This is a genomic window from Corynebacterium sp. MSK150, from assembly GCF_030229215.1.
Classification (GTDB): domain Bacteria; phylum Actinomycetota; class Actinomycetes; order Mycobacteriales; family Mycobacteriaceae; genus Corynebacterium.
In genome coordinates, this window is record NZ_JASPHM010000002.1 from 35,709 (window position 1) to 62,098 (window position 26,390).

20 protein-coding genes are annotated in these 26,390 nt (G+C 60.9%); 11 read left to right on the forward strand and 9 right to left on the reverse strand.

Annotated features, from left to right (window positions below; genetic code table 11):
* Nucleotide 1 precedes the first annotated feature (1 nt).
* The 4 genes from hutG to QP941_RS01385 are packed head-to-tail and all read right to left on the reverse strand — an operon-like array spanning nt 2 to nt 4,659.
* Nucleotides 2-934, reverse strand: a complete 933-nt coding sequence (gene hutG, locus QP941_RS01370; protein ID WP_284867737.1) for a formimidoylglutamase — start codon at nt 932-934, stop codon at nt 2-4.
* Between the two features lie 23 nt (nt 935-957).
* Entirely contained in the window at nt 958-2,298 is a 1,341-nt protein-coding gene (locus QP941_RS01375; protein WP_284867738.1) for a YjiH family protein, read from the reverse strand.
* Nucleotides 2,299-2,316: 18 nt separating this feature from the next.
* Nucleotides 2,317-3,465: a CaiB/BaiF CoA transferase family protein gene (locus tag QP941_RS01380; protein ID WP_284867739.1), complete on the reverse strand. Its 1,149-nt coding sequence runs from the start codon at nt 3,463-3,465 to the stop codon at nt 2,317-2,319.
* 27 nt (nt 3,466-3,492) lie between these two features.
* Nucleotides 3,493-4,659: an acyl-CoA dehydrogenase family protein gene (locus QP941_RS01385; protein WP_284867740.1), complete on the reverse strand. Its 1,167-nt coding sequence runs from the start codon at nt 4,657-4,659 to the stop codon at nt 3,493-3,495.
* Nucleotides 4,660-4,859: 200 nt separating this feature from the next.
* Between QP941_RS01385 and QP941_RS01390 the strand changes: the two genes are divergently transcribed.
* The 3 genes from QP941_RS01390 to QP941_RS01400 all read left to right on the forward strand — a co-directional run bounded on the left by QP941_RS01390 (nt 4,860) and on the right by QP941_RS01400 (nt 7,938).
* The gene (locus QP941_RS01390; RefSeq protein ID WP_284867741.1) at nt 4,860-5,612 is read left to right on the forward strand and encodes an IclR family transcriptional regulator; all 753 of its coding nucleotides are present in this window, start codon (nt 4,860-4,862) and stop codon (nt 5,610-5,612) included.
* Nucleotides 5,613-5,720: 108 nt separating this feature from the next.
* Nucleotides 5,721-7,274, forward strand: a complete 1,554-nt coding sequence (gene hutH, locus QP941_RS01395; RefSeq protein ID WP_284867742.1) for a histidine ammonia-lyase — start codon at nt 5,721-5,723, stop codon at nt 7,272-7,274.
* A 73-nt stretch (nt 7,275-7,347) separates the two neighbouring features.
* A complete protein-coding gene (locus QP941_RS01400) occupies nt 7,348-7,938 on the forward strand; it encodes a flavin reductase family protein (RefSeq protein WP_284767517.1) in 591 nt (196 codons plus the stop codon).
* Here QP941_RS01400 and QP941_RS01405 read toward each other — a convergent pair.
* Nucleotides 7,921-8,706, reverse strand: coding sequence for an SGNH/GDSL hydrolase family protein (locus QP941_RS01405; RefSeq protein WP_284867743.1), 786 nt, complete (start codon nt 8,704-8,706; stop codon nt 7,921-7,923). The genes QP941_RS01400 and QP941_RS01405 overlap by 18 nt on opposite strands.
* A gap of 189 nt (nt 8,707-8,895) precedes the next feature.
* Between QP941_RS01405 and hutU the strand changes: the two genes are divergently transcribed.
* Entirely contained in the window at nt 8,896-10,572 is a 1,677-nt protein-coding gene (hutU, locus tag QP941_RS01410) for a urocanate hydratase (RefSeq protein ID WP_284596961.1), read from the forward strand.
* Nucleotides 10,573-11,742, forward strand: coding sequence for an imidazolonepropionase (hutI, locus tag QP941_RS01415; RefSeq protein WP_284867744.1), 1,170 nt, complete (start codon nt 10,573-10,575; stop codon nt 11,740-11,742). It abuts the gene before it with no gap.
* Here hutI and QP941_RS01420 read toward each other — a convergent pair.
* Complete coding sequence (locus QP941_RS01420) at nt 11,739-12,353, reverse strand: hypothetical protein (RefSeq protein WP_284867745.1); 615 nt, start codon at nt 12,351-12,353, stop codon at nt 11,739-11,741. The genes hutI and QP941_RS01420 overlap by 4 nt on opposite strands.
* Before the next feature lie 373 nt (nt 12,354-12,726).
* Between QP941_RS01420 and QP941_RS01425 the strand changes: the two genes are divergently transcribed.
* The gene (locus QP941_RS01425) at nt 12,727-14,586 is read left to right on the forward strand and encodes a DEAD/DEAH box helicase (protein WP_239280019.1); all 1,860 of its coding nucleotides are present in this window, start codon (nt 12,727-12,729) and stop codon (nt 14,584-14,586) included.
* Nucleotides 14,587-14,734: 148 nt separating this feature from the next.
* Complete coding sequence (locus QP941_RS01430; RefSeq protein ID WP_284867746.1) at nt 14,735-15,961, forward strand: HNH endonuclease signature motif containing protein; 1,227 nt, start codon at nt 14,735-14,737, stop codon at nt 15,959-15,961.
* A gap of 20 nt (nt 15,962-15,981) precedes the next feature.
* On the opposite strand, the gene QP941_RS01435 is transcribed toward QP941_RS01430, so the two are convergent.
* The 3 genes from QP941_RS01435 to putP are packed head-to-tail and all read right to left on the reverse strand — an operon-like array spanning nt 15,982 to nt 18,657.
* Nucleotides 15,982-16,431 carry a DUF2269 domain-containing protein gene (locus tag QP941_RS01435; protein ID WP_284867747.1) on the reverse strand — a complete coding sequence of 150 codons (450 nt, stop codon included), beginning with the start codon at nt 16,429-16,431 and terminating at the stop codon, nt 15,982-15,984.
* Between the two features lie 44 nt (nt 16,432-16,475).
* On the reverse strand, nt 16,476-17,054 hold the full coding sequence (locus QP941_RS01440; protein ID WP_284767505.1) for an HNH endonuclease family protein: 579 nt from the start codon (nt 17,052-17,054) through the stop codon (nt 16,476-16,478).
* Nucleotides 17,055-17,091: 37 nt separating this feature from the next.
* Complete coding sequence (putP, locus tag QP941_RS01445) at nt 17,092-18,657, reverse strand: sodium/proline symporter PutP (protein WP_284867748.1); 1,566 nt, start codon at nt 18,655-18,657, stop codon at nt 17,092-17,094.
* A 178-nt stretch (nt 18,658-18,835) separates the two neighbouring features.
* Here putP and QP941_RS01450 point away from each other — a divergent pair, with 178 nt between their 5' ends.
* Genes QP941_RS01450 through QP941_RS01465 form a run of 4 tightly spaced genes read left to right on the forward strand, consistent with a single transcriptional unit; the run spans nt 18,836 to nt 26,387 of the window.
* Nucleotides 18,836-21,859 carry a DEAD/DEAH box helicase gene (locus QP941_RS01450; protein WP_502869187.1) on the forward strand — a complete coding sequence of 1,008 codons (3,024 nt, stop codon included), beginning with the start codon at nt 18,836-18,838 and terminating at the stop codon, nt 21,857-21,859.
* A 3-nt stretch (nt 21,860-21,862) separates the two neighbouring features.
* Complete coding sequence (locus QP941_RS01455; RefSeq protein ID WP_284867750.1) at nt 21,863-22,684, forward strand: SWIM zinc finger family protein; 822 nt, start codon at nt 21,863-21,865, stop codon at nt 22,682-22,684.
* Complete coding sequence (locus QP941_RS01460; protein WP_284867751.1) at nt 22,684-23,802, forward strand: metallophosphoesterase family protein; 1,119 nt, start codon at nt 22,684-22,686, stop codon at nt 23,800-23,802. The genes QP941_RS01455 and QP941_RS01460 overlap by 1 nt, the downstream gene beginning before the upstream one ends.
* Nucleotides 23,802-26,387, forward strand: a complete 2,586-nt coding sequence (locus QP941_RS01465) for an AAA family ATPase (protein WP_284867752.1) — start codon at nt 23,802-23,804, stop codon at nt 26,385-26,387. Before QP941_RS01460 ends, QP941_RS01465 begins: the two co-directional genes overlap by 1 nt.
* The last annotated feature ends 3 nt before the right edge of the window (nt 26,388-26,390 follow it).

Genomic DNA, 26,390 nt, shown 5'->3' on the forward strand with positions numbered 1-26,390 from the left:
GCTAGGCCTTGAGGTGGGCCGTGACGATGTCATCGATTAACCGCGCCGCTGCCTTGGCGGTGCGGTTATCTATGTCAAAGGTGGGGTTGAGCTCGACGATGTCCACCAGGGCCAGCTTGCCCGTTTGTGCAATAGCCACAGCCATGGCACGGATGCGCTCGTAGCTGACGCCCAGCGACGCCGGTGCGGATACGCCCGGCGCGGTGGACGCTGGCAAAACGTCGAGGTCGATGGACAGGTGGACCTTGCCCTTGCCCTCGGTAGCACGGGCGGCAAGCTCGCCGCACTCGGCCGGGGAGAGGTTGACCAGCTCTTCGTCCAGGGTGATGGCCACGCCGAGGGACTCGGCTTCGTCGAAAAGCACCGCGGTGTTATTGGGGCGGGAGATACCCAGCACGGTGTAGTCGAAGTCATCGGTGAGCTCCGAAATCTGCTTGAACGGGGTGCCAGAGGTGGCTTGATCGGCGCGGCGCAGATCGAAGTGCGCGTCCAAGTTAATGATCTTGGTGGCGCCCACCGCACGGTAGAGGCCGCGGTGGGAGCCAAAGGCAGTCTCGTGACCGCCGCCCAGAATGATGGGGAGGGTGCCGGTTTCGACGAGTTCCTGCACCTTATCGGAGAGCGCGTCGTGGGCGCCGTCGAGGTCGTCGGCTTGGGTGGTGATCGTGCCGGCGTCGGCAAGCGCATGCGCATGGTGCACCGCCAAGGAACCCAGCGCGGAACGCAGCGCGGCCGGGCCGGCGGCTGCACCCTGGCGGCCGCCGTTGCGCAGCACGCCCTCATCGGAGGCAAAGCCCAGGAGGGTTACTGGGGCGGGGGATTCGGTGGACTGATTGATAACGCTATGCCAGCGGGCATGCTCTGGGCCAGGGCCATCGGAGCGGCCGGACCATTCGGGGGCGGGGGTGAAAAGTTCAGCTTTTTCGGTGTTCATGGTTATCGATGTTAGGCGGGGAATTACATCAGCGCAGCGATGCCGTAGGCAAACGGTGCGGCGATGATGGTGGACAATATGACGCGCTCGAACCAGATTATGATGATGTTCTTAATGCTCAGGGGAATGTCCGTGGCCAGCACGGAAGGCACCATAGAGGAGAAGAAGAATACCTGGGAGACTGACACCATGGCGATAATAAGCCTTAAGACATCGGACTCTGCGCCGGCAACCAAGGTGGCTGGCAGGAAGAGCTCAGATAGGCCAATGGCGAGTGCTTCGGAGCCAAGGCCCGGATCCGGTACTCCCAAAATCCACAGCACTGGGTAGAACAGGTAGCCAAAATAAGTAAAGAACGGGGTGTAGAAGGCGACTACCAAGCCAAGGAAACCTACGGACATGATGCCTGGTAGAACCTGCATGGTCATGAGCAGGCCATCGCGGAAGTTGTGCCACAGTACCTTCCAGAGCGGTGGCGAATCACGGAGAACTGCCTTAGCTTCTTCCCAAGCAGTGTGCGCTCGACTGTCATTGACCTCGGATTCCGGGTTGGGTTCCGCGCCGGGGTAGTAGTCTTCTGGGATGGTAGCGATGGGTGGAATGCGCACCATGATTATTGTCACCAGGAAGGTGACGATGAGGGTGGCTCCGAAATACATACCCCACACACTCATGAGGTCAAGGGCGCGGGCAATGACCACCATGAATGTGGCGGAGGCGGTAGAAAATCCAGCAGCGATGATAGCTGCTTCTTTCCCGGTATATCCACCGGCCTTATACACGCGGTTGGTTACCAGCAGGCCTAGCGAGTAGCTGCCGACGAAGGAGGCCACGGCATCAATAGCTGAGCGTCCAGGCGTTTTGTACAGCGGCCGCATGATAGGCTGGACCCATACGCCCATGTACTCCATGAGGCCGAAACCAACCAGAAGGGCGAGGAAAATAGCACCCACTGGGATTAAGAGGCCTACGGGGATCACCAGTTTATTGAGGAGGAATGGACCGAGGTCTTCTTCAAAGACGAAGGCGGGGCCGAAATTAAACACCAGCATGGCCGTGATGATCACCGCCAAGATATTTAAAAAGGCGAAGACCATGCGTGCAGCAGAGGACTTCCATGTGCCGGTGACAAAAGGGGCGATGGCGCCGGCAATGATGAGCAGCAGCACTACGTACTTGGAGCCGCTCCCTAGGGTGTCAGAAATCCAACCCACCAGGTGATCGAGCAGGATGGTGTTTTCGCCTCCGAAGGGAAAGGGGACAAAGAAGGCGAAGATGCCGAGTCCGCTATATACAAAGAATCGCCAGGTATTTTTCACTGGAGGGGTGGTGGTTTTAGTGCGGGGATTCTTGGTGTCAGTCATGGTGTCTCCATTTCAGAATCACCCGCGCACCGGCTCAGCGAGCCATTCGGGGATATGGGCGTTGTGCTCTCCTAGTTGCGGTGCTGGCTCCGGCTGGCGGGAGCCAGTCAGACGCAGGGGAGAGCTTAAGGTAGTAAATCCATCGGATTCAGTAAAGAGAACCTCGCGTTCAGTGCCTACGTCTCCGTGCAGGGCTTCGTCGACGGAATGAACCGGCGCGGTGGGAACCCCGTGTTCTTGGAAGAGAGCGAGCGCTTGCTCGACGGTCTTGCCCCGCAGGGCGTCCTCAATAATGGAGCGGACTTCCTCGCGGCGCTCTTTGCGGGCGGGATTGGAGTTATACCGGGGGTCATCGACCATGTATTCCAAGCCCAAGGCGCGAGTCAGACATCCGAAGAGCTTCTCATTCAAGATGGCGATGACCACCTCACCGTCATCCACACGGTAAGTACTGAAGGGAACCGTCATGGCGTGGTCGCTACCGACGGCCGTAGGGACTTCTTCTTCATACAGGTCTCGCATGGCCACTGATTCCAAGATGGACACCAAGGAATCAAACATGGCGACGTCAACGTGCTGGCCATGTCCGGTGCGATGGCGCTCTTGCAAGGCACCGAGCGTGCCGATAGCACCGTAGAGTCCAGGGATTAGATCTCCCAGACTGATGCCTACACGGGTGGGGCGACCGTCTGGCCAGCCGGTTACAGACATGATTCCGCTCATCGCTTGTGCTACGAGGTCATATGCAGGGGCCTTGCTCATAGAACCGCTTTGGCCAAAGCCACTGATGCTGGTGACAATGAGCTGCGGGTTGAGTTCCATGAGGGATTCTGGAGAAATGCCCAGCTTTTCCATTACGCCGGGCCGGAAGTTTTCTACCAATACGTCGGCACGCTGCACCAACTCGCGCAATGTGTTCAAGTCTGCATCTTCTTTGAGGTTCAAGGTGATGCCCTTCTTGGACCGGTTAAATAGCCGGTAGTAGGCGGAATCACCTTTGAAAGCTGGGCCAAAATTGCGGGAGTCATCACCCCAGGGGGTTTCGATTTTGATGACTTCGGCTCCTAAGTCAGCCAGAATCATTGAGCAGAAGGGGCCTGCCAGTACGCGTGACATATCCAGCACGCGCAGGCCTTCGAGGGAGTGTGGGTGTCCAGTATCGACCATGTGGGAGCTCCTTTCCGGGGAAGTGGTTTAGACAAAAGCGGAAATTCCGGTGATGGAACGGGCAGCAACGAGCTGGTTGATATCGAAGGTGCCTTCGTAGGAGTAGATAGCTTCGGCATCGCAGAAGTGCTTTGCGGCGGTGTAGTCAGAAATGATGCCGTTTCCGCCGAGGAGTTCGCGGCCAAGTGCGGCGGACTCGCGCATCAACTTGGATACGTGTGCCTTAGCTAATGCGGAGTGCTCCCCGCGGGTGTCTCCCCGGGCCTCCAGGCGAGTAAGGGCCGCCATCATGGATTCAGAAGCGATGAGGTTGCCCAAAATGGTGGAAAGTTTGGACTGATTGATTTGGAAACTCGCCAACGGCTTTCCAAATTGATTGCGCTTGCCGGTGTAGTCCAAGGCAGTATCGAGCACGCCCATTTGCAGTCCTACTGCTTGCCAGCCCACCGTGGAGCGGGCGGACTTCAACACCTTGTTGGTGTCTTTAAAAGTATTGGCGTGGGCCAGCTTATAATCATCAGGAACAAAGACGTTGTCTAGCGTGATATCGGCATTTTGCACAGCGCGAAGCGCGATGCGGTTCTGCATGAGGGTGGCTTTGTAGCCTTCCCAGGAGGTATCGACGAGGAACCCCTTGACGTGGTTGTCTTCAGGGTCGCGTGCCCAAACTACGACGTAATCGGACCAAGTGGCGTTGCCAATCCAGCGTTTCGCGCCGTTGAGGATCCACCCGCCGTCGACCTTCGTGGCGGTGGTGGACATATCTTGCGCGACGTCGGAACCGGCATCCGGCTCGGTGATGGCGAAGACGCCGGTCTTCTTTACCGCGTAGATGTCTGGGAGCCACCGCTCCTTTTGCTCCTCGGAAGCGAGCAGCTCAATGGATCCGGTGAACAGACCATCCTGGCCGCTGAAAAACGTTCCGACGGAGGCATCGGCGCGATGGATTTCCGCAGTGACTAGGCCTGCCAGAAGATGGGAGCGGCCTTGGCGGCGAACCAAGCTGATGATGTCGAGTTCTTGGATAGAGGGAAGTAGCTCGTGGGGGAATTCGCAGCGATTCCAATAGTCGGTGGCGATGGGGCGAACCTTGTCGTGGGTCCAGTCACGGACCTTGTGGAGAATTTCAAGTTCTTCTGCGGGTAGGTCTTGTTCGAATCCGTAAAAGTCTCCGTCTGGGTAGCGGCCGGGCATAGGGTTCTCCAATCCAATTAGTTAGGCAACACACAATCGGTACTAGAATGTAATCTGCAACACTCTGTGTGGGATAGATTACGGAGGGTGGAATGGGAAAGCACTAGTCGAATCGGGTGGAAAGTCTTGTATTCGAGACTGTTAAGAAGTAAGTTATTTCTGCACAGTAATAGTTATTTCCATCGTGGAGGTGGGTGACCGTGGCTAAATCACATGTTCCAGCGGCGAGAAACGTGCTCGCTATCTTGCGGCTGCTTTCCACTATCGATGTCCCAATCTCTGCCAGCCGCATCCGTTCTGAACTGGACCTTCCTCGCTCATCCACATATCACTTGCTCAATGAAATGGTGGAATCCGGATTCGTGGTGCATATTGAGGAAAATCAAACCTACGGACTCGGGCTTGCGGCTTACTCCATGGCTTCGGCTTATTCGACCCAACAGCCCCTCGTGCGCCTAGCGACGAATCAGCTGCGCGATATTGCCACTTTTGTGGCTGGCTCCGGGCATGTGGCCCGCATGTCTGGTGCTGAAATTGTCTACCTGCAGGAGGTCCGCGCGCCTGGCGCTGTGTCTCTGGTGACGGATAAGGGGGTTCGATTACCGGCCTATAAAACTGCTTCCGGCAAGATTATGATGGCCTTTCAATCGGAGAGTGAAGTGCGCGCTGCATTCTCGGATAAAGGGGCCGCCGCCTATTTTGCTCCGTATAAAAAGCAGGTGGACACCTTGCGTGCATGCGGATGGGCGGAGGAAAGGGAAGAGGTGTCTAAGGGGCAGGCCACGGTTGCAGTGGCGGTCAAGGATCACCTCGCCCGGCCGTCGGCGGCGTTGGCGGTCACGTTTTCCATCAACGAGGAAAACCTTGCCAAGGAAGCCGTGGTGGTTGACCGGCTGGCGCTCTTGGCTGCAGAACTTTCACGTCGCATCTATGGCAAGAAGGCGGCGGATTAACAACCGTACCCTCGCATGGCGAAATTATGATGTAGCATACATCTATCGCGTTGGGTTGTCGCGCGACACATTTTTGATTATCAATCCCTACTCCAAGGAGTTTTTGTCATGCCTAACGCCTACCCATCCACCGTGACCGTCAACGTCGGTGCGCTGAGCATCGAGGACGTCGTTGCCGTTGCCCGCTATGGGGCGAAGGTGGAGATTGCGCCTGAGGCTCTCGAAGAGGTAGCCGCGACCCGCGAGCGAGTGGAAGAACTGGCACAGGATCCCACCCCGGTCTATGGCATTTCCACCGGCTTTGGTGCGCTTGCCCGCCGCCACATTCCAGAGGAAATGCGCGCCCAGCTCCAGCTTTCCCTGGTGCGCTCGCATGCTGCGGGCACGGGACCGGAGGTGGAAGAAGAGGTTATCCGCGCGCTTATGCTCCTGCGCCTGTCAACCTTGTGTACCGGTCGTACCGGTGTGCGCCCCGTGGTGGTAGAAACCTACGCCAAGGCGCTGAACGCTGGCATCGTTCCGGTGGTGCGCGAGTATGGCTCGCTGGGCTGCTCTGGTGACTTGGCGCCGCTGGCACACTGTGCGCTGGCCCTGCTGGGGGAGGGCGAGGTACGTGTCAATGGTGAGCTCAAGGATGCGGGCGACGCCCTGGCCGTGGCCGGCATCGAGCCGCTGCAGCTGCGGGAGAAGGAGGGGCTCGCGCTTATTAACGGCACCGATGGCATGCTCGGCCAGCTCTGCCTGGCCATCACCGACCTGCGCGCGGCCGCAAAGACCGCCGATATTGCTACTGCTATGACCGTGGAAGGGTTGCTCGGCACCCTCGTGGTCTTTGCCGATGACCTGCAGCAGCTGCGCCCGCACCCAGGCCAGGCCGATGCCGCGGCGAATATCCTTCAGGTGGCTGAAGGCTCTGAGATCCTGGAGGCCGCGCTCGAGGAGTTCAAGAAAAACCAGGTGCAGGATGCTTACTCCGTGCGCTGCGCCCCGCAGGTGGCCGGAGGCTTCCGCGATACCTTGGCGCATACCACCCAGGTGGCCGAGCGTGAGCTCGCCGCCGCAGTGGATAACCCGGTGGTAACCAAGGATGGCCGCGTGGTCTCTAATGGCAATTTCCACGGTGCGCCGGTGGCCTATGCGCTGGATTTCCTCGCCATCGTCACCGCGGACTTGGCCTCGGTTTCCGAGCGTCGCACCGACCGCTTCCTGGATCCAGCGCGCAACCGCGGGCTGAACGCCTTTCTTGCCGACGACCCCGGTGTTGACTCCGGCCACATGATTGCTCAGTACGCCCAGGCTGGCATCGTCAGTGAGATGAAGCGCCTGGCTAACCCCTCCTCGGCTGATTCCATTCCGTCTTCGGCCATGCAGGAAGACCACGTGTCCATGGGCTGGTCCGCTGCCCGCAAGCTTCGCAAGGCTGTCGATGGCCTGCAGCGCGTGCTGGCCGTGGAGATCCTCACCGCCGCCCGCGCCATCGACATGCGCGAGGGTACCCCAGCCAAGGGAACCGGCGCGGTGATTGAGAAGCTGCGCGAGACCGTCGAAGGCCCCGGCGTGGACCGCTTCCTGTCCCCGGAAATCGAGGAAACTGTACGCCTAGTCAAGGAAGGCGCTCTTATCGACGCCGTCGAGAACGCTACTGGAAAGCTGCGTGGTTAATATGTCGACCATTTCCTGGCATCCACAGACCGAACCTAACCCCTTGCCATTTTCGCCCTTTAAGGCGAGCACGGTGCCACGACCTATTGGTTGGCTCTCCAGCGTTGACGGTCAAGGTCGCGAAAATATCGCCCCCTATAGCCAGTGGCAAAACCTCACCTTCGATCCACCCATGGTGATGTTCTCGGCTAACCAGTATCCGGATGGTCGCCGCAAGGACACGGTCCTCAATGCCGAGGACACCGGCTGGTTCGTATGGAATATGGCCACCTATGACCTGCGTGAAGAGGTCAATAAATCCGCCCAAGTACTGGATTACGGCGAAAGCGAATGGGATCGCCTTTCCGTGACCAAGGAGTACGCGGACAATCACCGCATTCCCATGGTGAAGGAATCGCCAGTGAAGTTCGAGTGTCAGTACAAGACCACCTTGCGCGTGCCAGGCAACTCCAAGGTGGGCACCATCGACCTCGTGGTAGCGGATGTTAAGACCATTCACATCGATGAATCCGTCATCGACGAGGACGGCAAGCTGGACATCCTCAAGATTAAGCCCATTGCGCGCATGGGTTACTTTGACTACACCGTGGTCACAGAGCGGTTCGAGATGCGCGTTCCCGGTTCCGATGACGCCGCGCGCGCCGGGCTAGAGGGCAGCGCGTAGCTCCTTGGCCATGGCTACCTGTCCGGCGTGGGTGGGGTGCATGGGGAAGGAATTGGTCTCCTCGCCCGTAAAATCCACCCACGGCGAGGGGGAGCAGGCGGTGTGGTCTAGGGCGGCGTCGGCAAGCACGTAAGTAGCCCCATTGCGCTCGGCGGCCTCGCGCACCGCCTGGTTGATGCGCTCGATGGAGCGAGCCAACCACTCCCGGTCACTGGCCGGGATTTTTTCTATGTAGGGGCAGGTCTCCCCACGCTTGATCAGCGGAAGGTAGCCGGTAGCCAGGATCTTCGCGTTAGGGGAGCGGCGGTGAATCTCCTCGTAGGCCTTGTCGAGCCGGCGGGGCAGATCGCGAATTTCCAGGTCTATCTGCGCGCCGGATTCCGCCTGGCAAATATCATCCGTGGCGCACTGGGTAAGGCGCACGAAGCTGGCGTCATTGCCGCCGATGGACAGGCTCACCAGGTCGGTGTCTTCGCGTAGGGCGTCCACCTGGGCGGGGTGCTCGCCGGCCGAGGAAAGTACGTCGAGGGTGCTAGCGCCCTGGCAGGCTACATTGGTGAGCTCTGCGCCCATCTCCTTGGCCGCGAGCTCGGGGTAGGAATCCTGTGCGCGCACGCAGGTATTGGGCGGATCCAGTGGCAGCGTGGTCGAGCCCATGGCGGCATAGGAATCTCCTAGCGCCACATAGTGGGGCGGCTGCGGTTCCTCGGCGGGGGTGGAACAAGCGGCGAGGAGGGCCACGGAAAGGAGGGGGATGAACCGACGCATGCAGGCCATCGTAGATCACTCCGCGGGTGTCTCATATACGAGACAGTTCGGGTTCGTGTGGCATGGTACACAGAGCTAGGTCACAGTACCTTGTGACATGTGACGCTGAACAAGTCCTCGGGGACAGCCCCGGGACACCGGCCTAGGGGGCTTGGGAAGGCGTCGAACAAGCACGACGAAAGGAAGCCCATGTCTCAACCACGCGAAGTACGCGCGCCGCGCGGAACCGAACTGTCCGCCAAGTCCTGGCAGACCGAAGCGCCCCTGCGCATGCTCATGAATAACCTCGACCCCGAGGTTGCCGAGCGCCCCGAGGACCTCGTGGTCTATGGCGGCACCGGCCGCGCAGCACGCAGCTGGGAAGCCTTCGACGCCATCGTTGAATCCCTCAAGGACCTCGAGTCCGATGAGACCCTGCTGGTGCAGTCCGGCAAGCCGGTAGGCATTTGGAAGACCAACGAGTGGGCACCGCGCGTGCTCATCGCTAACTCCAACCTCGTGGGAGACTGGGCTAACTGGGAGCACTTCCGCAAGCTCGAGGACGAGGGCCTCATGATGTACGGCCAGATGACGGCCGGATCCTGGATCTACATCGCCACCCAGGGCATCCTGCAGGGCACCTTCGAGACCTTCGCGGCTGTGGCGAAGAAGCGTTTTGGCGGCAGCTTGGCCGGCACCTTCACCCTGACCGGTGGCTGCGGCGGCATGGGTGGCGCACAGCCGCTGTCCGTCACCCTCAACGGCGGCGCCTGCCTCATCGTGGACGTGGACGAGACCCGCCTGAAGCGTCGTCAGCACAAGCGCTACCTAGATGAGGTTGTCACCGACCTCGACGAGGCCCTGAAGCTGGTCCTGGATGCCAAGGAAAACAAGAAGGCCCTGTCCGTCGGCCTCGTGGGCAACGCCGCTGAAGTCTTTCCGGAGATCCTGCGCCGCCAGCGCGCCGGGGAATTTACCGTAGATATCGTCACGGACCAGACCTCCGCACATGACCCGCTGTCCTACCTGCCTTCTGAAATCACCATGGAAGACTGGCACAACGAGGCCAAGGCGGATCCGACCACCTTTACCAAGAAGGCTCGCGAGTCCATGGCCGCCCAGGTCCAGGCCATGGTCGAGTTCCAGGATGAGGGTGCCGAGGTCTTCGACTACGGCAACTCGATCCGCGATGAGGCCCGCAAGGCCGGCTACCAGCGCGCCTTCGAGTTCCCGGGCTTCGTTCCGGCCTATATCCGCCCGCTCTTCTGCGAGGGCCTGGGCCCCTTCCGCTGGGCCGCGCTTTCCGGCGACCCGGAGGACATCAAGGTCACCGACCAAGCACTCAAGGAGCTCTTCCCGGACAACGAGCACCTGCACAACTGGCTCGACGCCGCCGAAGAATACGTCGAATTCGAGGGTCTGCCGGCACGCATTTGCTGGCTGGGCTACAACGAGCGCCACAAGGCCGGCCTGCTCTTTAATGACCTAGTGCGCGAGGGCAAGATCAAGGCGCCGATTGTCATCGGCCGTGACCACCTGGATTCTGGCTCGGTGGCATCCCCATACCGCGAAACCGAGGCCATGCTCGATGGCACCGATGCCGTGGCTGACTGGCCGCTGCTCAATGCGATGACCGCCGTATCTTCCGGCGCGACCTGGGTTTCCCTCCACCACGGCGGTGGCGTGGGCATGGGCCGCTCCATCCACGCCGGCCAGGTCACCGTTGCAGATGGCACCGAGCTCGCCGCGGCCAAGCTGCGCGCGGTGCTCACCAATGACCCGGGCATGGGCGTTATCCGCCACGTTGATTCCGGCTACACTCGCGCGAAGGAGGTCGCCGACGAGCGCGGCGTCCGCATTCCGATGGAATTCAAGGCAAGGGACTAGATGAGCACACTTTTTACCGGCATTTCAGAACTCCGTACAGTCAGCGAGCGTGGCACGCTTAACGACGCCGCCATTATCGCCCAATCCGGCACCATCGCCTGGGTCGGCCCAGCCTCCGAGGCACCGGCGGCCGACGAAAAGGTGGACCTAGGTGGCCGCGCCGTTCTGCCCGGCTGGGTAGATTCGCACACCCACATGGTCTTTGACGGTGACCGCTCCGCCGAATTCGAGGCCCGCATCTCCGGCGGCTCCTACGAGGCGGGCGGCATCGCGGTGACCATGGATGCCACCCGCCAGGCTGGCACCGACCGCCTGGACAAGCTGGTGACGGACCGCGTGGCCGCCGGCCGCCGCGGTGGTACCACCACCTTCGAGACCAAGACGGGCTACGGACTCAATACTGAGTCCGAGGTGGAGGCCGCCAAGGTAGCCTCCCGCCACGTCGATGACGTGACCTTCTTGGGCGCGCACCTGGTCCCGCCAGGAGCGGACGCGGAGGAGTACCTTGACGAGGTCGTTGGCCCCATGCTCGAGGGCGTTGCTCCCTACGTGCAGTGGATCGACGTCTTCTGTGAGCGCGGCGCCTTCAACGAGGAACAATCCCGCCGCGTGCTGGAGGCCGGTAAGAAGTTGGGCCTGGGCCTGCGCGTGCACGGCAACCAGCTGGGCGAGGGTCCGGGCGTTGCCCTCGCCGTCGAACTGGGCGCCGCCTCGGTGGACCACGTCAACTACCTCAGCGACGAGGACGTAGAGCTGCTGGCCAATTCCGATACCGTGGCCACCATGCTCCCGGCCTGCGACCTGTCCACCCGAGAGCCGCTCGCCCCGGGCCGCACGCTTCTCGACGCCGGTGCCACCCTCGCCATCGCCTCCAACCTCAACCCCGGCACGTCCTATACCTCCTCGATGAATTACTGCGTGACCACCGCGGTCCTGCAGCAACACCTCTCCGTCGATGAGGCCATCCATGCCGCCACCACCGGCGGAGCGACCGCCCTGCGCCGCCACAACGTGGGCAACGGCCTCGACCCGCAGGGCCGCCCCGCTAAGGGCACCATTGTGGAGGGCGCCGCCGCGGACCTGCACGTGCTCGACGCACCCAGCGCCGTGCACCTGGCCTACCGCCCAGGCATGCCACTGAGCTATCGCACCTTTATCGCCGGAGCCTAGCGCTTCTCTAGAAAGGTCGCCGCTATCTGATATAGTCGGCGGCCTTTTTCTTTTGTCATATGCAGCCACGCGTCTTTTTTGCCGATAAAGACCGCCCGCGATCCATCCGGATCTTCTACCATAAAGAGGGTTTCTTCGTCTTGTGCACCATGAACAGTCCATGACTCTGGGTCGTAGAGGCGACGGAAGCGCCCTAGCTCTATCTCTACGTCCGTGCGGGTGATAGCCGGTGGCCGGTAGGGGAGGTTATCGGGGCCGTAGTCCTTTCGCGGTCCTTTTCTTTCTCCGCGCTCAAAGTCGCTATAGAGCTCGCTCACCTGGGCGCGCACCAGCCCATTGTTGTCCTCCGTGGATTCTATGCGCAGGCATAAAGGGTGCCGAGGCCGTGAAGTAAAGCAGGAGTATAGGCGGCCTACCTTAGGCTTATCAACAGCACTAAAAGTCACAAACTTGGCACGAGATGCGAAATCAAACTCCACCGGAAAGTAAGTAGTTTTCTCGTTGTCCACCACGCTGCCAAGGCTAAGAAGCTTAGGACGTGCGGCGTATTCAGTGCGGTGAAAGCGCACTGGATCTAGCTCCACCACATAAAACTCAAAATTGTCCTCCACCTTAGTTATGCGAAAAACGGGGTTTAGGTGAAAGCGGCGGTCTGTAATGTGTACAAACTCGCCATGCTGTGGCCGACGGCTGCGCCTAGTGGGGTAGATCAGGCCCGTAGACAGCGAGGACAGATAAAGATCTACCGGAGGGTCCAGTTCCGTGCTGAACCCTGGATACGAACTTAGCTTGGCACGGATACGTGATTGGTCGTAAAGGGACCGTGGGCGTGGATGAGACATGAACTGCACCTTAGAAGAAGGACGCGACTCCACGCTTCGGTGTTTTCGAACTGCTTCGAACATTGCTGGAAATCTGGGCTAGGAAAGCCGAGGAGCTGCGCAATGGAGTTTGTGGCTGCAATCGCGTAGGGTTGGTGAAGCAATGAGCATTACCGATAACGCCACCGGCGGCGTCAACGAGCCGGAAGATTTTAATAAGTCGGAATCTCAGGACAACTCGCAAGGTGTCACCAAGGACACCAGGGCTGCGAATACTTCTGAGGACACCGGCGCTGAGTCCCAAGATTCAGCCAACGACAACTCCCAGGGGTTCGCGCATCTTGGCCTGCCAGAGAAAATTCTGGAGGCCGTTGCGAAAGTAGGCTTCACCAAGCCTTCCCCCATTCAGGAAGAAACCATCCCGATCTTGATGGAAGGCCGCGACGTTGTCGGCCTTGCTCAGACCGGTACCGGCAAGACCGCAGCCTTTGCGCTGCCGGTTCTGTCGCAGATTGACACCAAGGCCCGCCATCCGCAGGCCCTCGTGCTCGCGCCAACCCGCGAGCTGGCCCTGCAGGTGGCGGACTCCTTCCAGTCCTTCGCTGAGTCCCTCAAGGGCGTCGAGGTGCTTCCTATCTATGGCGGCCAAGCCTATGGCATTCAGCTTTCCGGTCTGCGCCGCGGTGCGCAGGTCATCGTGGGTACCCCGGGGCGCGTCATCGACCACCTGGAGAAGGGCTCGCTAGACCTGTCCCAGTTGCAGTTCCTCGTCCTCGATGAGGCCGATGAGATGCTGAACATGGGCTTCCAGGAAGACGTCGAGCGCATCCTGGAGGACACCCCGGATCGCAAGCAGGTGGCGCTTTTCTCGGCCACCATGCCGAATGCTATCCGTCGCCTTTCTAAGCAGTACCTCGACAACCCCGCCGAGGTCACGGTGAAGTCGGAGCGCCGCACCAATGACAACATCACGCAGCGCTTCCTCCTCATCCCGCACCGGGCAAAGATGGATGCCTTCACCCGCATCCTCGAGGTCATCAATTACGACGCCATCATCGTCTTCTGCCGTACCAAGCACGAGACCGAAGAGGTGGCCGAGACCCTGCGTGATCGCGGTTTCAGCGCCGCCGCCATCAACGGCGATATTGCGCAGGCGCAGCGTGAGCGCACCGTCGATCAGCTTAAGGATGGCCGCCTAGACATCCTCGTGGCTACCGACGTCGCCGCCCGTGGCCTCGACGTTGAGCGCATCACCCACGTGGTCAACTTCGATATCCCGAACGATACCGAGTCCTACGTGCACCGCATCGGCCGCACCGGCCGCGCGGGCCGTTCCGGCGAAGCCATCCTGTTCGTCACCCCGCGCGAGCGCCGCATGCTGCGCTCCATCGAGCGCGTGACCAACGCCCGCTTGGAAGAGATGGAACTGCCGTCCGTCGATGAGGTCAATGAAAAGCGCAAGGAAAAGTTCGCGCAGTCCATTACCAACTCCATGGACAATAAGCAGGCGGACTTCTTCCGCACCTTGGTGCGCAAGTACTCCGAGGACAATAACGCGGCCATGGATGACATCGCCGCAGCCCTCGCCGTCATGTTGCAGGGCGGCAAGAACTTCCTGATGGAAGACAAGCCGCTTCCCAAGCCGAAGCGTGACCGCGACCGCCGCGATGATCGCAAGCGCGATTTCAAGAGCGGCGGCAAGGGTCGCGGCCCCAAGCGGCCGGACGGAGACTTTGAGACGTACCGACTGGACGTCGGCAAGCGGCAAAATGTGCGCCCGGGAGCTATCGTGGGTGCCATCGCCAATGAAGGCGGATTGTCAGCCAAGGACTTCGGCCGCATCACCATCGCGGTAGGCCATACTCTGGTTGACCTGCCAAAGAACCTCGACCCAGCGGTGCTGGATCGCCTGAAGGATACCCGCATTTCCGGTCAGCTGATCAAGATTCAAAAGGACACGGGCCGCCCGCCACGCCGTGACCACGGTGGCGGACGCAAGCGCGGTGGACGCTGGCGCGACTAGCATTTTCCACTGAATGGGCCTCTTTGGAGGCCCATTTTTTCGTACCCTTTGACCTGCGGTTTTACTATAAACGGGGGTAGTGTGTCGGAGGGGTTTTGTATACTGAAAGCGCAAACATGTTCTAGAGAAACTTCTGCGGGGGAAGTCCATGAATGCGCCCTACTTTGCCAATACCAATCCAACAAATTCCACCTCACAAGCAGCAACAGACATCCGCAAGGCTGAATACCTCCTATGGAAACGCCTGCATCCAGACTCGGATGGCGATATCGAAATAATTAGCCAATCACTGTCGGATCTCACCGGAACGCGGCAGTCCCGAATTAGAAATATCATTTTCGCCTTTGAGCGATTACAGGAGCTGCCGCGCCTTAAAGCCCGGCAGGAAGAGCACTACCACTTAGATTTAGACCGCTTAATTACCATCGACCAGACGCTGTCCAAGTTGGGCGAGATTGGCACCGAACAATGCCTGCTTATCGACGCCGAATTAACCACCTACCTCACCCCCAAACGTCCCAACCAAAAATTACCGTCCCATCGCAACCTGCGGCGAAAGCTGCGGGAGCTCATTGTCCGCCTTGATCCCACCATCGCCGCACGCGACCCGCGGCGCAAGGAGTCCTATCACCTCGAGCCTACGGGCGGGGAGTGGGCCGCAGTGTGCCTCGATGTGGGCTTAGAGACTGCCGAAATCATCGACCGAAATATTCGCGGTGTGGCCACGGAGAAGGACATTTCCTTGGCTCAGGCTGCGGTCGAGTTGCTCACCGGCGAGGCCGAAGCCAAGGCGAAGGTGGTGCTCAATATGTACCGCTGCGATCTGCCGGATGCTCCGGCCTTCGTCCAAAGCTTGGGGTGGGTTTCACCGGAGGTTGCCGATGACATGCAATCGCGGGCCACGACCGTCCGCGACATGGATGCAGCAGCGGAGGATGAAAGCGGAAACTATGTAACTCCGCCGCATATTCGCGCCTTTGTGGAAGGGCTCGATGGAACCTGCCGGTGGCCCGGATGTACGCGGCCGGCGATGGCTTCCCAGATGGACCATCGGCATGATTTCGCTGACGGAGGACCTACTTCGGCGGCGAACTTGACCTGCCTGTGTCAACATCACCACAACATTAAGACTGATGGGCGGGCGTTTTATATCAAAGACCCGATTAGCGGGGACGTCGTCTGGCTCTTTGAAGACTCGACTTGGGTCTATGACGAAGCCAGCGGACCGCTCGCGCCGAAGAATCGGAGATGGGCGCAGACTGTGGCACAGGCGACGCAGCGGCGTCGGCAAAATGTGCACGAGGATGCGCAAAAGCTGAAGGAAGAGCTAGAAAACGAGAAAAGGGACAGTGAAGACACTGTCCCAGAGGAGTAAATGGCTTTCTAGAAGGCCACTTAGAAGTTGACGTACATCAGGATAAGGCAGACAATCCACAGCAGGTTGAACACGCCGCCGAATGCGGACAGCGGCTTCTTTGCTGCCGCGTAGTCGAAGGATTCAGTGGACTCGAGGGCGGCCATTGCCTTCTTCTGCTTTGGCAGAATGACGAAGAAGAGCAGGCACCATGCGACGATGGCAACCAAGATGGCGATGTGGAAATTGACCGCGGACTTGTAAGCGTCAATATCGGACAGGAATACGCCGAGGCCGAGGATAGGCACGATGGCAGAGATGTAGCCGTAGGTATTGGTGATGTTATGCAGGACGCGAGCGGAGCCGAGCGCCGCGTGGTCGCCTTGTGCTGCTTTGGCCATTTGGGTCTGGAAGCTGGAGGTGGATACGCATACTGGGCCGATCATGAGAATGGCTGCGGCCACGTGGAGAAATACAAGGAAAGAAGTCATTGAAAGAACCCTTCAATCGCGGAAAGTTGCCACGTCAACCCTAATCAATTCCCGGTGAGTACGGCTAACCGACATTGCCTTTGCATAACCCGCACGTCCTTGGAAGGCAGGGGAAGGGAGTACTTTCGAGCGATGTCGGCGAGGCGCCGGGAATAACCGCAGCGGTTGGCGGGAGGAAGCCAATCCGCAGGGAGGGAGTCTGACTTTTCTTGGTTGAGCTCACGGCTGGTAGCTACGAGATTGAGCGGGTCGTTGCCAAAGCGGACCTTGGTTTCGCGGTCCCACTCGGAAGCGCCCAGGTCATAGGCCGCGGAGAGGGGAAAGATATGGTCGATCTCAATGGGAGAGGTAGCGGGAATGGTGGTGCCACTATAGGGGTCATAAAGAGTCCCGCTGCGGGCGTGGCAGGCGTGGAGGGGATCGCTTGATTGGCTTTCTAGAATGACCTCGCGGGTGGTGCAGGCGCCGTGGGGCTGCCAGATGCCGAAGTCTTCGCGGTCGTAGCCGGTGGCCTCGGGGCGAGCTGGGAGAGTGGCAACATCAAAACGTGGAAAAGGCCACGCATACCATGCGCCGATGAGAACGGTAATGCATGATAGCGCGGCCAAGTAATAGGACTTCATGTCCTATTGGACTGCGCGGAGCGCAGGGTGGTTCCGACTATTTATCGGTGACCTTTTCTGCGGCTTCCTCAAAATCGAGGTTGGAGTCCTTTTCCACGAGCTTGGCCAGCTTGGTGGCCTCTTCGAACTCGGCAACAACCTCCGGCTGTGGTTCCTTGGTGAGCTTGGTGACTACGACGGCCACGAGGAGGGCCAGGAAGAAGCCTGGGACCATCTCATAGAGGACGTCGGAAAGCGGGGACATGCCCCAACCAATGGCCACGACGGCACCGGTTACCATGCCGGCAATCGCGCCGGTGGAATTAAAGCGCTTCCAGTACAGGGACAGCAGAACGATGGGGCCGAAGGCGGAACCGAAGCCTGCCCAGGCGAAGCCAACTAGGCCGAGGATGGAATCGGACGGGTTGATAGCCAGCAGGGCGGCGATGACCGCGATGGCAACGATGGCGGTGCGGGAGAGGTTGATGAGGACCTGCTCGCTGGGCTTCTTCTTAGCAAAGATGAGGAAGAGGTCCTCGATGAGGGAAGTAGAGACGACGAGCATCTGGGACGACATAGTGGACATGATGGCGGCCAGAACCGCGGTCAGGACGAAGCCGGCGGGCAGTGGGTGCATCATGGCCTGAGCCATATCCAGGAAGATGGTTTCGAAGTTGTCCTGGTCGGTGATGCTGTGGCCGGTCTGGGTGAAGTAAACGGTGCCAGAGAGAGCGACGAAGATGGCGCCGATGACGGACAGGCCCATCCAGGTGACGCCGTAGAAGCGGCCCTGGCGGGCGTCGGAAGGCTTACGCAGCGCCATGAAGCGGACCACGATGTGTGGCTGGCCAAAGTAGCCCAGGCCCCAGGCCAGGTTGCCGATGATAACGCCAGCGGAAACACCGGCGAACATGGAGAAGTAGCTGTCATTTTCCACTACGCCATCGGTGCCGTAGGCATTATTGCTTGCGAAAGTGAAGATGGAGGCAGGATCGCTGAGAGAGACGATTGCCATAATCGGCACGATCATCAGGGCGACGAACATAAGCACGCCCTGGACGACGTCCGTGTAGGACACCGCCAAGAAGCCGCCGACGAAGGTGTAGAAGATGGTCACCGCGGCGATAACGAGCATGCCGGTGAGGTAGTCGCCACCGAAGGTGGACTCAAAGTAGCGGCCGCCGGAGACCATGCCGGAGGAGACGTAGAAGGTAAAGAAGAAGATGATGATGGCTGCGGAGATGATGCGCAGCAGGCGGGACTTATCGTGCAGGCGGTTTTCAAAGAAGGACGGCACGGTAATTGAGTTGGCCGCAATCTCCGAGTAGGAGCGCAGGCGCGGCGCGACCCACTTCCAGTTTGCCCAGCAGCCCACGAGCAGGCCGATGGCCATCCATAGCTCGGACATGCCGGAGAGGAAGAGCGCGCCTGGCAAGCCCATGAGCAGCCAGCCGGACATGTCGGAAGCGCCTGCGGAGAGAGCCGCTACGAATGGGTGCAGGCCACGGCCGCCCAAAACATAATCGTCATATTGATCGGTTTGCTTGTAGCTCCAGTAGCCAATGGCTGCCATTGCGAGGAGATACACGATCATCGCAATGACGTACCAAGTTGAATCTTGCACGTTTTACTCCTTGTAGGTGTGTGATGACATTCTCACGTTAACGAGGTCACAAGGTTTACCCAAGCGAAATTACAGGTGTGGCATAGATCTCCGGCTCGATTTTCTGTCGTTCAACTGGGAAAAGGGTGGAACATAACGAGCGTGTAACAAAATCAAATGGGCTGCTATGCTGGCGGCTATGGCTTCTTACCTCGTGCATGGACTGTGGCTCCCCGTTACGGGACTAGGTCTATGGATTGAACAGGTAGAAGGACACAAGATCGTCATGCCCAATGCCGTTCCTGAGGGCACCTTCCCGCCAGCGGTGGAGTCCATCTTGGCGAAGAAATCCTTCCGCAACCGAGCGCGGGTATCGCTGCGCACGCCCAAGGGCAAGGATGTCTCCCTGATGGTGCCCATGGCGATGTTCGGCCCTGAAGAGGCCGTGGCGGCGCTTGCCCAAATGGAGCACCTGAACCACAAGCCGCCCGCCACCATCGCGCCCGACCTCCAGTGGCTCATCCACGCCTACAGCGGCCTGTGCAAGTTTGTGCGCGCCGGGCGGGTGACCTTCCGGCTGGCTTACCAGGCCAATGAGTGGTTCCCCATGTGGCAGCTGGCCTCCGGCTTGGGCGAGCGCGGCTGGCTCGCGGAGATGATGGCGGCCGCGCCAGGAATCTTGCACGTTAATAACCGTGCGCTGTCGGATGATATGGCCGATGAGCTTACCCACTGGATTGCCTTCCGCGAGCTGCGGCCCGTGGCGGAGGCGCCGCGGCCGATGCCATGGCACGAGTTTGCTCGCGCCCTGCTCGATACGCGGCCGATCCGACGGGGGCGATCGCAGCTGCTGCGCGGGCTCAATGAGTGGAAGAACTCCATTTACGAGGTAGAGCTCCAGCTGGTCTACATCGTGGAGGAGCCGCTTGACGATGACCCGGATATGGCCAAGTGGCCAGTGCGCGTGCGGGTTCGCTCGGGTACGGATTCTCCGCGGCCGGTGTCGGCGCAGAGTTTGGATAGGGCGAGTGTGGAAAAGCTGCGCGAGGCTCACCGCAAAGCAGTGCGCATCGCACCCACGCTGGGGGAGACCGCGCAACTGCCGCAGCCTGGCGACGGCGACTGGGATGTCTACCTTGAAACCCACCAGCTCACCCACTTTATTACCCACGAGGTGGATAAGCTCAAGGCCAGCGGCGTGACCGTCATGCTTCCCAAAGCATGGGCGCAGATGGAGACTAAGGCCAAGCTGGAAACCCACGAGGCCCGCGATCCGGCCGAGGCCGCCACGAAGAAGCACATCGGCATGAATAAGCTGGTGGACTATAACTGGCGCATGTCCGTGGGCGATGTGGAACTGACTGAGGAAGAGATGGAGGACCTGGTCAATTCCAAGTCCGGTCTTATCCAGCTGCGTGGCAAGTGGGTCATGGCCGATAAGCAGGTCGTCTCCCAAGTCTCCGGCTACATGGACGCGCTGCGCGAGAAGGCCATAGCGCGCAAGAAGAAGGAGCTCGAGCAGCTAGCCGCCTCCGCGGAGATGGCCAAGCAGCTCGACCAGCCAGGGTGGGAAGCCCTGATCGCGGACGTGGAGCGCCGCCGCCAAGAATTCAACGAGGGCGGCGAAGAACACGAACAGGTCACCGTGGCTGAGCTGCGCGAGCTGGCGCTGGAGTCCATGACCCAGGAACCCATCGAGTTCACCGGCAGCACCTGGCACACGGCGCTGCTCGGCGGAGTGGATAAGGTTGCCCCAGAGCGCGTGGAGATTCCCGCATCCGTACACGCGGAGCTGCGCGAGTACCAGCGCCGCGGCGTCGACTGGCTGTACTGGATGTCGCGCAGTGGCATTGGAGCAGTGCTTGCCGACGACATGGGACTCGGCAAAACCCTCCAACTACTGTCCCTCCTCGCGGTGGAGAAGGACCGCGGTGAGCAGACCGGCCCCACGCTCGTGGTGGCACCAACGTCCGTGGTGGGCAACTGGGCCCGCGAGGCCCAGCGCTTCGTCCCAGACTTCAAGGTTATGGTGCAGCATGGCTCGAGCCGTCCGCGTGGCGAGGACTTTGCCCGGGCTGCCGCCACATCCGACCTCGTGATTACCACCTACGGCACCGTGGGCCGTGATTTTAAGGACATGGGCGAGGTCGGCTGGCAGCGCGTTGTCCTCGATGAGGCCCAGGCCATCAAGAATTCCGCGACGCGCTCTTCCAAGGCCGTGCGCTCGCTGCCCTCGGAACACCGCGTGGCGCTGACCGGCACTCCCGTGGAAAATCGCCTCTCTGAGATGCGCTCCATCCTGGATTTCTGCAATCCCGGCGTGCTGGGCACCGCTTCGTTCTTCCGCAATCACTTTGCTAAGGCCATCGAGCGCAATAATGACGAGGAAATGTCCGAGCGCCTGCGCCAGCTCACCGCGCCGTTTATCCTCCGCCGCGTCAAGACGGATCCGAATATCATCGATGACCTGCCGGAAAAGTCCGAGCAGATCCTCACCGTATCCATGACCACCGAACAGGCTGCCCTGTATAAGGCGCTGGTCAACCAGGTGAAAAAGGACCTGCAGGAAGCGACGGGCATCAATAAGCGCGGTTTGGTGCTGGCCTCACTCACCCGCATTAAGCAGATTTGTAATCACCCCGCGCACTACCTAGGCGATAACTCGCCGGTGGTGCTCAAGGGAAAGCACCGCTCCGGCAAGGTCAAAGAGCTCATGCGCATCGTGGATGAGGCCACCGAATCCGGCGAGCGTCTCCTGGTGTTTACCCAGTACAAGGCCTTTGGTGATATCTTGCAGCCTTACCTAAGCGACCAGCTCGGCCGCGAGATCCCCTTCCTGCACGGCGGGGTAAGCAAGAATAAGCGCGACCAGATGGTGGAGGACTTCCAGTCCGAGGACGGCCCGCCGGCGATGATCCTATCGCTCAAGGCGGGCGGCACCGGCCTGAACCTCACGGCCGCCTCTATCGTCGTGCACATGGACCGCTGGTGGAACCCGGCGGTGGAAAACCAGGCGACGGACCGTGCCTTCCGCATTGGCCAGCGCCGCAATGTGCAGGTGTATAAGATGATCACCGCAGGTACGCTGGAGGAATCCATCCAGGATATCTTGGACGGTAAGACGCAGCTGGCCGGCGCCGTGGTGGGCGAAGGCGAGGGCTGGCTTACCGAGCTAGACCCCGATCAGCTGGCCGCACTCATGAGCTACCGGGGGAGGGAGTAATCCATGGCTGTTAAAGGCGACGACAACGTCATCTATGCCAATTTTGGTACCCGCAAGCGGGTGAGCACCCCGGCCGAGGTCAATCACGTAGACCGCAGCGGGCGCATACTGTCCACCACGGCTGCGCGGATTGCGGCCTTTACCTCGCATGGCGCGGATCGCGGCCGAATTACTCGCGGCCGTCAGTATGCCGAGGGCGGCCACGTCGTAGGCCTCGAGGTGCGCAATGGCGCCATCCATGGCCGCGTGGCCGGCTCCCAGAACGAGCCCTTTGCGGTGCTCATCCAGCTGCCGTACCGCAATAACGACGATATTGCCCAGCTAGCCACCGAGTTCGCCCGCACCCCCAATTCCGTGGCCAATGCGCGCAAGGGCCTGCTTTCCGACGACGCCTTGGACACCCTCTTCGCCCCCGAGGCCGAAGACCTGCGCCTGACCTGTGATTGCCCCGATGGCGAGTACGTGTGCAAGCACATCGTGGCGGTGGGCGATAAGCTCGCCACCCGCGCGGATGCGGACCCGGCCGTCATCTTTAATATGCGCGGGCTGGACTTTGCCCGGCTCGAGCGCATGGTTTTAGAGCAGGCCAAGGCGGTCAGCCGCGAAAGCTTCACCCCGAGCGACCTGTCCGAGGAAGAAAAGAATGAGCTCTTCTGGAACGGGCGCGAGCTGCCGAAGCTGCCGCAGCCCAAGGTCGCCCCGGCAATCGATGACTCCGATCCGGACCTGCTGCGCAAGGCCATGCGCTCGGTTTCGCATACCAATCTGGATCTCCTGCGCGCGGTATCCGATATTGAAGACCTCTACTACCACCTCTCGCACTAATGACTGCTATCACGTTTATCCATACCTCCGATTTCCAGCTGGGCATGACCCGGTGGTTTCTGAAGGGTGAGGCCCAAGGCCGTTTTAACGATGACCGCGAGGCCGCTATCGTGCGGCTAGGCGAGCTGGCTGAGGACACCGGCGCGGAATTCATCGTCGTGGCCGGCGACGTGTTTGAGCACAATGCCCTCTCGCGCGACATCCTTGCCCGCGCCACGGAGATGTTTAAGCGCCTGCCGGTGCCGGTTTATGTCCTGCCGGGAAACCACGATCCGCTGGTGGCGGATTCAGTCTTTTATAAGACCAGCGCGGAGAATGTCCACGTCATCGCAGACTCAGAGCCCATCGAGGTTGCACCCGGCGTGGAGTTGGTCGGCGCGCCGTACCTGTCCAAGCGCGCGAATCACGACTTGGTCCGCCAGGCGCTCGAGCCGTTGGAGCCGGCCGCGGGCATCCGCATCGCCGTCGGCCACGGCCAAGTGGATTCCCGCTCCGGCGAGGATGACGCCGATACCATCGACCTTGCCTTCGTCGAGGACTGCCTGGGCCGTGGGGTGATCGACTACCTAGCGCTGGGCGATACCCACTCCACCGCCAGCCTCGGCACCACCGGCCGGGTGTGGTTCTCCGGCAGCCCGGAGACCACGGATTATAAGGAAACCAGCACCGGCGGCGGCGAGGCCGATTCCGGCAATGCGTTGGTGGTGCGCGTGGGGGATGAGGTGGACGTCGATAAGCGCCGCATCGGCCGCTGGACCTTTGAAACCATTGATGCCGCCGTGGATTCTGCCGAAGACGTGGAGCGCTTCCTCGCGCGCTTGGGTGAGTACCCGGATAAGGTGCGCACGGCCGTGAAATATAGCCTGCGTGGCACGCTCGGCGTTGAGGCCCACGCCCGCCTGCAGCGCGGCCTGGACGAGTACGAAGCCGTATTTGCCTCCCTGCGCCCGCGCGAGCGCACCATGGACCTTTACCTGGAACCCAGCGAGGAGGAACTAGCCAGCCTCGATATCTCCGGCTACGCGGCCGAAGCCCTGAATGAGCTGCTGGACAACCGCGAGGATCCCGTCGCCCGCGACGCCGCCAACCTGCTATTCCGCTTGGAGGGACAGTCCTGATGCGCATCCACCGCCTAGAACTTAACAACGTCCGCGGCATTGAGCACTTGGTCCTCGATGAGCTGCCCGAGACCGGCGTCGTGGTCATCCATGGCGAGAACGAGGCCGGCAAGTCCACCATCGTGGAGGCACTCGACGTGGTGCTCACCGAAAAACACAGCGGCCGCTCCAAGCGCATTCGCTCCCTGCAGCCGGTGGGCAAGGACGTTGCCCCGGAAGTTACGGCCGAGCTGAGCGTAGGGGAGTACCGCTTCCGCATTGCCAAGCGTTGGCTGTCCAAAAAGTCCTGCGAGCTGAATATCACCGCACCCCGGCCGGCGCAGTTTACCGGCAGCCAAGCCGACGATGAGCTAGAGCGCATCCTTTCGGAGCACTTGGATCGCTCGCTTGTCGACGCCCTCTTTATGCGCCAAGACGACACCGGAGAGGCCATTTCTGCCGTCGGCATACCCAGCCTAACCCGGGCGCTAGAGCGCGAATCCGGCCTGGCTGAGGAAGAAGTCTCCGGCGATGACTCCGCGCTGCTGGCCCGCGTGGACAAGGAATACCAGCGCTACTTCACCGCGGCGAAGGGTAATCCGACAGGCGAGTACAAGGAATCCGCCGCAGCCCTAGCCCGCGCCGAAGAGGAATACACAGAAGCCACCCGCGTCCTGCGCGAGCTCGATTCCGTGGTCGAGCGCTACGAGCAACTCGAGCGCGACCAAGCCGCCGCCGAAGCGGAGCTCCCCGCCGCCCGCGCCGATCTCACCGACAAACAGGCGCAGGCCGAGGAAGCCGCCACCGCGCAGGCCACCCTGGACTCACATAAGGCCACCCTCGCCCGTGCTTCAGAGGATCTTGCCCGTGCGCAAGCCGCGGTCACCGAGCGCGCCGAGCTCGTCACCGCGGCCGAGGAAGCTGCCGCGGCCACCGAGGCCGCCCAGAATAAGCTCACCGCCGCCCAAGACAAGGCGAAAGAAGAAGCCGCGTCCAAAGAATCGCTGGAGAAGCAACTAGCGGAGGCCAAAGAGGACTATGCCGCGGCCCGCACCACTCTTAAACAGGCACGTCGCCTACAGGACAAGCAGAAGTTTGAGCAGCTCAGCACCCGTCTGGAATCGCTTGACGGCCTAGCCGCCAAAGTAGACCAAGCCCGCGGGGCCATTGCTCAGCGCGGACGCGAGGTCACCGCGGCCGATATCACCAGCCTGCATAAGGCAGACTCAGCGCTGTCGGTGGCCAAACGCCTGCACGAGGCCGCGGCCGCCAAGGTCCATTTCTCCGGACCTGCTGGTTCCTCCATCCGCGTCGATGGCGAGGACATCGAGGTGGGGGAGGACACCGCCGTTGAGCTTGTCGATTCCCGCGTAATCACCATCGGCGATATCACCGCCCGCTTCTCGGCCGGGTCCTATTCCGCGGAGGACACCCAGCGTGATGTGGAACAGGCGGGCACGCGGCTGCGGGATCTGCTCGATACCCTCGGCGTAGAATCAATGGCCGCGGCCGGGGAAGCCCATGAGGTGCACCGTGCACAGAACGACGCCCTCGATGCCGCCACCCGTGCCCTTGCCGCGGAACTGGGACCGGATGATTTGGGCGAGCTGCGCGCCCAGCATGCCGCACTGGCTGAGAAAGCCGCGGACCTTGCAGACGCGAAAGAGGTAGACCTCGCCGCCGCCGAAGCCGCGGAGGAAGCAGCCAGCGAAAAGGTCGATGCGCTCGACCGCGAGCTCCTGCCGTACCGCGAAAGCCGCCTAGCTCATGAGGTAGTTCGCCTGGATGCCGAACATGCTGCGGCCCGGGAAAACGCGCAGCGCGTGACTCGAGAGCTTGCCTCCGCGCGCGAACGCGCCGCCGACGAAGACCTGGGCGCCGAGGTCACCCGCCTAGAAGGTGTGGTGGGAGACCTGCGCGGGCAGCTCGAAGAAATGGAAGCCGTTGACCTTGCTACCGCGCAGTCCCTGGTAGAAGGCGCGCAGTCCCACCTGGATTACCTCACCAACCGCATCCAACGCTGCGAGGTAGACCTCGGCCGGCTTTCCAGCGAGGTGAACTTCCACTCCGGTGCCGCCGAGCGCGCCCAACAGGCCACCGCAGCGGTGGAGATGGCGCGGGCGGTATATGAAAGCGTGGACAAACGTGCGCAAGCCGCCCGCTATCTGCGAGAACTTTTGCTCAAGCATCGCGATGCCGCCCGGCAGCGCTACGCCGCGCCCTTCGTGGCTGCACTGTCGCGGCTGGCCCGCACCGTGTACGGCGGCGACATCACTTTCGAGCTCGATGACGACCTCCGCGTGACCACCCGCACCCAGGATAATGAGACGGTGAGCCTAGCGAGCTTGTCCGGTGGTGCCCGCGAGCAGCTGGCCATCCTTACCCGCTTTGCCATTGCGCAATTAGTGGGGGCGGAGTCGGTGCCGGTCATCGTCGATGATGCGCTGGGCTCTACCGATGCACACCGCCTGCAACTTATGGCCACGCTCTTTTCCCACGTGGGACGAGACAACCAGGTATTGGTCTTTACTTGCATGCCGGAGCGCTACTCCCGCGTGCCGGGGCGCAGTGAGCGCGACATTGCCGCGCTCAAAGGGGTAATCTAGTGC